5 protein-coding genes are annotated in these 7954 nt (G+C 40.8%); 4 read left to right on the top strand and 1 reads right to left on the bottom strand.

From position 1 onward, the window contains the following. The 4 genes from Q1K34_RS14325 to Q1K34_RS14310 all read left to right on the top strand — a co-directional run. The coding region (locus Q1K34_RS14325; protein WP_300440252.1) for an efflux RND transporter permease subunit at positions 1–2907 on the top strand (2907 nt) is incomplete at its 5' end. Positions 2908–3088: 181 nt separating this feature from the next. Next, the gene (locus Q1K34_RS14320; protein WP_300440249.1) at positions 3089–3385 is read left to right on the top strand and encodes a hypothetical protein; all 297 of its coding nucleotides are present in this window, start codon (positions 3089–3091) and stop codon (positions 3383–3385) included. A gap of 32 nt (positions 3386–3417) precedes the next feature. Next, a complete protein-coding gene (locus Q1K34_RS14315; RefSeq protein WP_300440246.1) occupies positions 3418–5817 on the top strand; it encodes a TonB-dependent receptor in 2400 nt (799 codons plus the stop codon). 19 nt (positions 5818–5836) lie between these two features. Continuing rightward, positions 5837–6397 carry a type 1 periplasmic binding fold superfamily protein gene (locus Q1K34_RS14310; RefSeq protein WP_300440243.1) on the top strand — a complete coding sequence of 187 codons (561 nt, stop codon included), beginning with the start codon at positions 5837–5839 and terminating at the stop codon, positions 6395–6397. A 198-nt stretch (positions 6398–6595) separates the two neighbouring features. Here Q1K34_RS14310 and chrA read toward each other — a convergent pair whose 3' ends face one another. After that, positions 6596–7939 (bottom strand): chromate efflux transporter, encoded by a 1344-nt coding sequence (gene chrA / locus Q1K34_RS14305; protein WP_300440240.1) that lies wholly within the window; start codon positions 7937–7939, stop codon positions 6596–6598. Positions 7940–7954: the final 15 nt, after the last annotated feature.

Genomic DNA, 7954 nt, shown 5'->3' with positions numbered 1-7954 from the left:
GAAGAGGTAGAGAAACTAGTGACCTACCAGCTCGAAACCGCGATGAACGGTTCGCCAAATGTAAGAAGGATCCGTTCTTCTTCAGCCGCGGGGATCTCCATTGTTTGGGTTGAATTCGAATGGGGCACCGATATTTACAAGGCGAGACAAATCGTAAGTGAACGTATTCCAATGGTTCGTGAAAACTTACCAACAGGAATAGGAGCACCTACCATGGCGCCTATTTCTTCCATTATGGGAGAAGTAATGCTATTGGGAGTCACTTCAGATAGTCTGAGTCCCATGGAACTTAGAACCTTATCTGACTGGCAGATCCGTCCACGGATCAAAGCCATCGGAGGGATCGCAAACGTGGTGGTGATAGGCGGAGATTACAAACAATACCAGGTTTATGCAGATCCCGGAAAAATGAAGTTTTACGATGTAAGTCTTGAAGAATTAACCGAGAAGGTTAAAGAGGCGAACACCAATGCCCCCGGTGGTTTTCTAAACCAGTATGGGAATCAGTATATCATCAAAGGAAGTGGTAGGGCTTATGCGATAAATGATCTGGAGGAAGCCGTTGTGAAACAGGTGAACGGTCAGAGTATTAAAATAAAGGATATTGCGGAAGTACAGATAGGCGCTGCCGATAAGATCGGTGATGGTTCCCTGAATGCAGAGCCCGCAGTTATTTTGACAATTTCCAAGCAGCCCGATGTTAATACGCTAGAGCTCACGGAAAGGCTGGACGAGGCGATTGCCGAACTGGAAACCAGTCTACCGGAAAGCGTGGAGATCAAAAGTCAGATCTTCCGACAGGCAGATTTTATAGATGCTTCCATCAGTAACTTGAATATGACCCTGCTGGAAGGTGCCTTTTTTGTGGTTATTGTATTGTTCATCTTCCTGATGAACTGGCGTACTACCCTAATTTCGCTACTGGCGATCCCAATTTCGTTACTGGTATCGATTATCGTATTAAAAATGCTGGGCTATACCATCAATACCATGAGTTTGGGAGGGATGGCAATTGCAATTGGAGCACTGGTAGATGATGCTATTATTGATGTTGAGAATGTTTATAAACGCTTGCGTGAAAATATTCGAAAACCGAAAGCGGAAAGGCAATCCGTTATTACGGTGGTGAGGGATGCGTCGGTGGAAATTAGAAGTTCGATTATCATTGCAACATTAATAATTATCGTCTCTTTTATACCGCTGTTTTTCCTTGGCGGAATGGAAGGTCGATTGCTGAAACCTCTGGGAATTGCATTTATTACTTCAGTTTTGACATCACTGGTGGTTGCAGTTACTGTAACTCCTGTGTTATGTTCTTATCTTCTGAAAAAGGAGAAAATGCTGAAAAAGCAGTCCGAAGGAACAAAAGTGGAAAGATGGTTACAGAAGGCTTACGCCGATATTCTAAATCGAGCCTTAAAGATTCCTAAAACAGTGATCACGGTAACAGTAGTTGCCTTTCTACTAAGCATCACCTTATTTACACAATTGGGTAGAAGTTTTCTTCCCGAATTCAAGGAAGGATCAATGGTGATAAGTGTGGTTGGACCTCCATCCATGTCTCTGGAAGAAAGCAATAAGACCGGAAAACAGGTCGAACAATTATTGCTTGAAATGCCCGAAGTGGATGTGGTTACCAGAAGGACCGGTAGAGCTGAACTAGACGAGCATGCCCAGGGAGTAAATGCCGCCGAGATCGATGTGCCATTTACTCTGGAAGATAAATCGAAAGAGGAATTCTTTGAGGACGTCCGGGATAAATTAAGTATTGTTCCCGGAGTTAATATTACTTTGGGGCAGCCTATAGCTCACCGTATCGATCATATGCTTTCAGGTACGAGAGCCAATATCGCGATTAAGATCTTTGGACCAGATTTGCAACAGCTATATGAAATTGGTAAAAGCGTGGAGGAGAACATTACTCCTATCGATGGGCTTGCCGATGTAGCTGTTGATCAACAGATTGAAGTACCACAAATCAAGATCACTCCAAAACGCCAGATCTTATCAGCTTACGGGATGACCGTTGGTCAATTGATGGAGCAGGTGGATATCGCCTTTGCCGGTCATGAGGTAGGTGAGATTTATGAAGGTCAGAAGTATTTTGACCTGGTGGTTCGTTATAAGGAGGAGGTTAGGAACAGCATTGAGAAGATCAAAACCGCTTTGATAGGATTGCCAAACGGTTCACAGGTTCCATTGGAGCAGCTCGCGAACGTTTCCTCGGTAAGCAGTCCGAATACCATTAGCCGGGAAGATGTGCAAAGGAAGATCGTTGTCGCTGCCAATGTGCAGGGTCGGGATTTAAGAAGTGCGGTGGAAGAGATTCGCGAAACCGTGAATTCTTCGGTTACTATTCCAGAAGGCTATAGGGTGCAATATGGCGGGCAATTTGAGAGTGAATCCAGAGCCTCACAAATGCTTTTGATCACTGCCATTATTGCGATCTTCGTGATCTTCCTGTTGTTGTATTTTGAATTCAACAACTTGAAATTGGCTTTTGTTGTGCTAATCAATTTACCACTCGCCCTTATCGGAGGAATTCTGATCGTATATTTCACATCAGGAATTGTAAGCATTGCTTCAACGATAGGTTTTATCAGTTTATTTGGGATCGCTACTCGAAACGGAATTTTACTGGTGTCGAGATATGAAGATCTGCGGAAGGAAGGCCTTCGAGGCTATGAGCTTATAAAAAACGGAGCGTTGGATAGATTGAATCCAATCCTTATGACAGCCTTTACAACGGGACTCGCACTTATTCCACTTGCCTTAAAAGGAGGTGAACCGGGAAATGAGATCCAGAGCCCGATGGCTGTAGTGATACTTGGCGGATTGCTTTCTGCTACTGTTCTGAACCTCGTGGTGATACCTTGTGTGTATGATTTGGTTGTTAGAAAAGAGTAATTCTCAGTTGTAAAAATAGCAGGAAAATCCCGGAATTTAATTTTCGGGATTTTCCTTTTTTTAAAACGAAATATTATCGGAAAATTTTCATGTTAAAATAAAAAGTCTTTACCGACTTTCGATAATACTTTTTTAATTTGCGCGTTCTTTGAACGAAATGGAAAAACAGTCCAATATATATTTGATATTATTGTTATCACTGGTAATGCTCTCTCCGGGTATTTTCCAGTTTTCACATGTTTTTCAGGACCACGACCATGTAGCCTGTAATGATTATGAAGTTCATATTCATCAGGATATACAGGATTGTGATATCTGCCATTTCCACCAGACCCCTTTTAATTATGAGTTGATTACCTACTCTGAAATAATTAAGGAGGAAGTCACAAAACAATTGGTTGGGGATATTATCGTTCCCAGCTTTTCCATCAAACTCACAAATATTCAGTTAAGGGCACCGCCTTCAATTCTTGGTTAAGGAAAATTTTATTCAACTTAATTTAAGAATTTATGCGTTTTTATGCATTTTTTGTGCTGTTACTATGCAGCATACCATCTATATCTCAAAATTGTGATAATCAGCTGAGGGGTCGTGTTTTAGATTTACACGACGAAACACCCCTGGCTGGTGCCACTCTTATTATTTCGGAAACCGGCAAAGCGGTTCAAACAAATCTCGAAGGTGAATATTCATTCAACGGACTTTGTGATGCCATTTATTCTATACAGGTTTCGCATCCATTGTGTTTAACACGCGGTTTTCAGATAAAGATTTCAGGCAACACTGAAAGAGATTTCAGGTTGGAACATCACCTTGAGGAACTGAATCAGGTAATTCTGGAAGGAAAAGCTTTTCAAAACAAAACAGAAAGCATAGATGAAATTAGAATTTCCAATGAGGAATTAGATCGTTACAGCAGTGGATCCCTGGGTGATGCTCTTAATTCCATTAGTGGCGTTTCTTCCCTAAACACCGGAAATACTGTAGTAAAGCCACTAATTAATGGATTGCATAGTAGCCGGGTGGTTATTATTAATAATGGGGTTCGCATGGAAGACCAGGAATGGGGCGCAGAGCACGCACCGAATATCGATATTAACGCTGTTGGAAGTATAAGCCTTGTGAAAGGAGCGGGAGCACTTAAATATAGCGGAGATGCCGTTGGAGGGGTTATCATCACCGAATCTCAAAAGGTACCACTAAAAGACACACTTTACGGACAAACCCGTCTAACTGCTGCTTCTAATGGCAGGGGAACTGCGGTTACCAGTGAATTAACCAGGGCTTACCAAAATGGTTGGTATACCGGTTTACAGGGAACGGTAAAACGTTTTGGTGATTACGAAGCTCCGGATTATATTCTCAGCAATACGGGTAATTTTGAACGAAATTTCTCTTTTAGGTTTGGGCTAAACAATGTCGATTCTGGTTTTGAAGCTTATTACTCCTTATTCAAGAATGAGATTGGGATTTTAAGGGCATCCCATTTAGGAGGGGCACAGGACCAGGTCAATGCCATTAACAGTGACCGTCCTTTGATCGTAAGAGATTTTACTTATTCAATTGATGCACCAAAACAGGACGTAACCCACCACCTGGCCAGAATTGAAGGATTTAAAAAATTCCAGGGCCTGGGAAAACTTAAACTGAGATATGATTTCCAGCGAAATAACCGGTTAGAATTTGATATTCGTAGAGGCGATGATGCTGATAAAGCTTCCCTGGATCTTGAATTGGACACCCATTCCCTCGCCATAGATCTAGAATCTGAACTGTATCCTGATTTAAACCTTGATGCCGGTATTCTAGGTAGTTACCAGAATAATTTTGCCGATCCAAACACCGGAGTTAGGCGGTTAATTCCAGATTATGAAAAATATAGCCTTGGCTTTTACACCACCGCTTCCTATCAATTATTCCCAGATTTTCTAGTAGAAGCCGGTGGTCGTTATGATTATACCTATATGGACGTATTTAAGTTTTACAGAAAATCCTTTTGGGAATCAAAGAACTACGATGAAATTTACCCTGAAATAGTTATTGAAGAAACGAACAACCAGGTTCTTACCAACCCACAGCCCGAATTTCATAATCTTTCGGCAACTGCAGGTTTTAGATATGAATTCAGGGGGGATTATTCGCTTTTCTTTAATTATTCCCTGGCCAGCCGGGCACCAAATCCTTCAGAATTATATAGTGAGGGCTTGCATCATTCTGCCTCCCGGATAGAATTAGGTAACCTCGGTTTTAAATCTGAAGTGTCCCATAAAATTGGAGCGACCTTAAAACGGCAGACATCGGGTGGATTTAATTTTAGTGTTTATCCTTACGTGAACACGATCAATGATTTTATTATTATAGAACCAACAGGTGTGCAGCAAACCATTAGGGGGAATTTTCAGGTCTGGGAGTATAGACAAACCAATGCCCAATTGCTGGGTGTAGATCTGGATGCGAACTTTCAAGTGATGAGAAATTTAAGCTTCAACCATCAGTTCTCGCTGGTAAAAGGCTATGATCGCACTAAGGACGAACCCCTAATCAATATCCCTGCTGCAAATACTACCAACGGACTGGTATATCAAGATGCCGATTTAAAAAATCTTCGACTTGGTCTTCAAAGTGAATATGTATTCGCACAAAACGAGTATCCCGATAATAATTTTGAAGTTTTTATACCGGAGACGGGAACTTCAGAAATTGTGGATGTTAGCACCCCTCCGGGCGCCTATCACTTGCTACATCTAAATTCCAGTATAGAACTGCCGTTAAATAATTCAAAGCTGAGTGTTGGATTCAGCATAAATAACCTTTTAGACACTTCCTATCGAAATTATTTGAATCGGTTGCGCTATTACGCAGACGATTTGGGAAGAAATTTTTTATTAAACCTTAAACTCAATTATTAATTTTTAAAAATCAGTAACTATGAAAAATTTGAAATTTATTGCAATGTTTTTATTCCTTGGATTGGTTATCACCAGTTGTTCAGACGATGATGACAATATACCTGAAGAAGTAAACGAAGAGGAAGTGATCACTACCATGACGGTAACACTTACGCCTGCCGGCGGAGGTGATGAGATTACCTTACAAACACGTGATCTTGACGGGGATGGCCCCAACGCACCTGAGGTGACTGTATCTGGTCCTTTAGCAGCAAATGCTACTTACAATGGAAGTATTGTTTTATTGAACGAGACTGAAAGTCCGGCGGAAAATATTACCGAAGAGGTAGAGGAAGAAGATGAAGAGCACCAGTTTTTCTATACCGTAAGCAATGGATTGAATGTCACTGTGGAATATGCCAATTTTGATGATGACGGTAACGAATTGGGTACAGAATTCACTTTAACCACAGGTGCTGCAAGTTCTGGCAATCTAACCTTTACCTTAAGACATGATCTTACAAAGCCAAATGGAGGTGATCTAAGTGCAGCCGGAGGAGAAACAGATATCAGCGCAACATTTAATGTATCTGTGGAGTAGTTATATATTTATTAACCGCTTAATTTTTAATTTTCTTTTTACTGATTATTCTAGATCTGGTAGTTATACCTTGTGTGTATGATCTGGTAAATAAGGAGTAAAGAAAAATTTTTAAATTCCTAATAAGGACAGATTCCAATGCGGATCTGTCCTTAATTATTTTAAAAAGTTTGCTGAAAGTGTTTTGATTTAATTAGGCTACAACTTGAAAATAAAGAAGTAGATTATTCCTAATCCTACGCTAATCGCTAAGGTTTTAAGCATATCCCATTTCAGAATAAAATAAACAAATGCGGCCAGAATCGCGATTATTAAAGAGCCAAAATCCAGGGTATTCCAATCAGGAACTAATAATCTCATGCCTGAAAAATTTTCTTCATTAACTGTACTAAAGAATGTATGTATAGCGAACAATATTCCCAGATTTAAGATTACGCCAACTACGGCGGCAGTAATTCCTGTGAGGGCGGAAGTTAAATTTTTATTTCCTCTCAAATATTCTATATAGGGAGCACCGGCAAATATGAATAGAAAGCAAGGAAGAAAAGTTACCCAGGTGACTAATATGGAAGCCAGTATTCCCGCCATGAGAGGATCCATAGATCCACTGAGCCTATAAGCACCCATAAACCCAACAAACTGCACCACCTGAATTAGAGGACCGGGAGTCGTTTCTGCCATCCCAAGCCCGTCAAGCATTTCCCCTGATTGCAGCCAGCCATAATCTTCCACAGCCTTTTGAGTAATATAAGCAAGCACCGCATATGCTCCACCAAATGTGACCACGGCTGTTTTGCTAAAAAATAAACTTTCAGAGAAAAATATATTTTCAATTCCTATACTGGCCGCTATCACTATTATAGGTAGTGACCACAGGGTCAAGAAAATTAGTACCGTTTTGATAGTACGGGCCAGGGAGGGCGAAACAACGTCAGAAGTGATAATACTCTGGCTATTATCGATATCAAATTTTTCATCCTTTTTCACTATAATTTGAAATTTCTCTTTCCAGATTTTTCCTCCAACAAAACCTATCAATCCTGCTAAAACAATGATGATAGGGAAATCGACTTCAAAGAAGAAAATGGCAATGAAGGCTAAAACAGCGATACTTACTGTAGCCCCATTTTTCAAAACTCGCTTACCAATTTTTATAACCGCACCTATTACTATGACCAGAACAGCAGGCTTAATTCCATAGAAGATAGCTTCTACAATTCCAATATCGCGGTAAGCGGCATAAAGTATACTTAGAATTAAAATAGAAATGAAACCAGGCAGAATGAATAAGCCGCCTGCAACCAGCCCTCCTTTAGTTCTATGCAATAACCAACCTATATAAGTAGCTAATTGCTGCGCCTCGGGGCCTGGGAGCAGCATACAGTAATTAAGTGCATGCAGGAAACGACTTTCGTCTATCCACTTTTTTTCTTCTACCAGAATTTTGTGCATAACCGATATCTGGCCTGCGGGACCCCCGAAACTATAAATAGCTACTCGTATCCACACCTTTACTGCTTCCTTAAAAGATACTTTTGCCATTCGGGAGCCTATCAA

Source organism: Christiangramia sp. (assembly GCF_029937855.1).
Taxonomy (GTDB): domain Bacteria; phylum Bacteroidota; class Bacteroidia; order Flavobacteriales; family Flavobacteriaceae; genus Christiangramia.
The sequence above is the reverse complement of the archived record's forward strand: the minus strand, read 5'-3'. Positions and strand labels throughout refer to the sequence as shown.

Bases quoted from the DNA above. Each gene is read 5' to 3' on its own strand.
- Q1K34_RS14310 (WP_300440243.1), top strand. From the start codon at position 5,837: ATGAAAAATTTGAAATTTATTGCAATGTTTTTATTCCTTGGATTGGTT.
- Q1K34_RS14315 (WP_300440246.1), top strand. From the start codon at position 3,418: ATGCGTTTTTATGCATTTTTTGTGCTGTTACTATGCAGCATACCATCT.
- chrA (WP_300440240.1), bottom strand. From the start codon at position 7,939: ATGGCAAAAGTATCTTTTAAGGAAGCAGTAAAGGTGTGGATACGAGTA.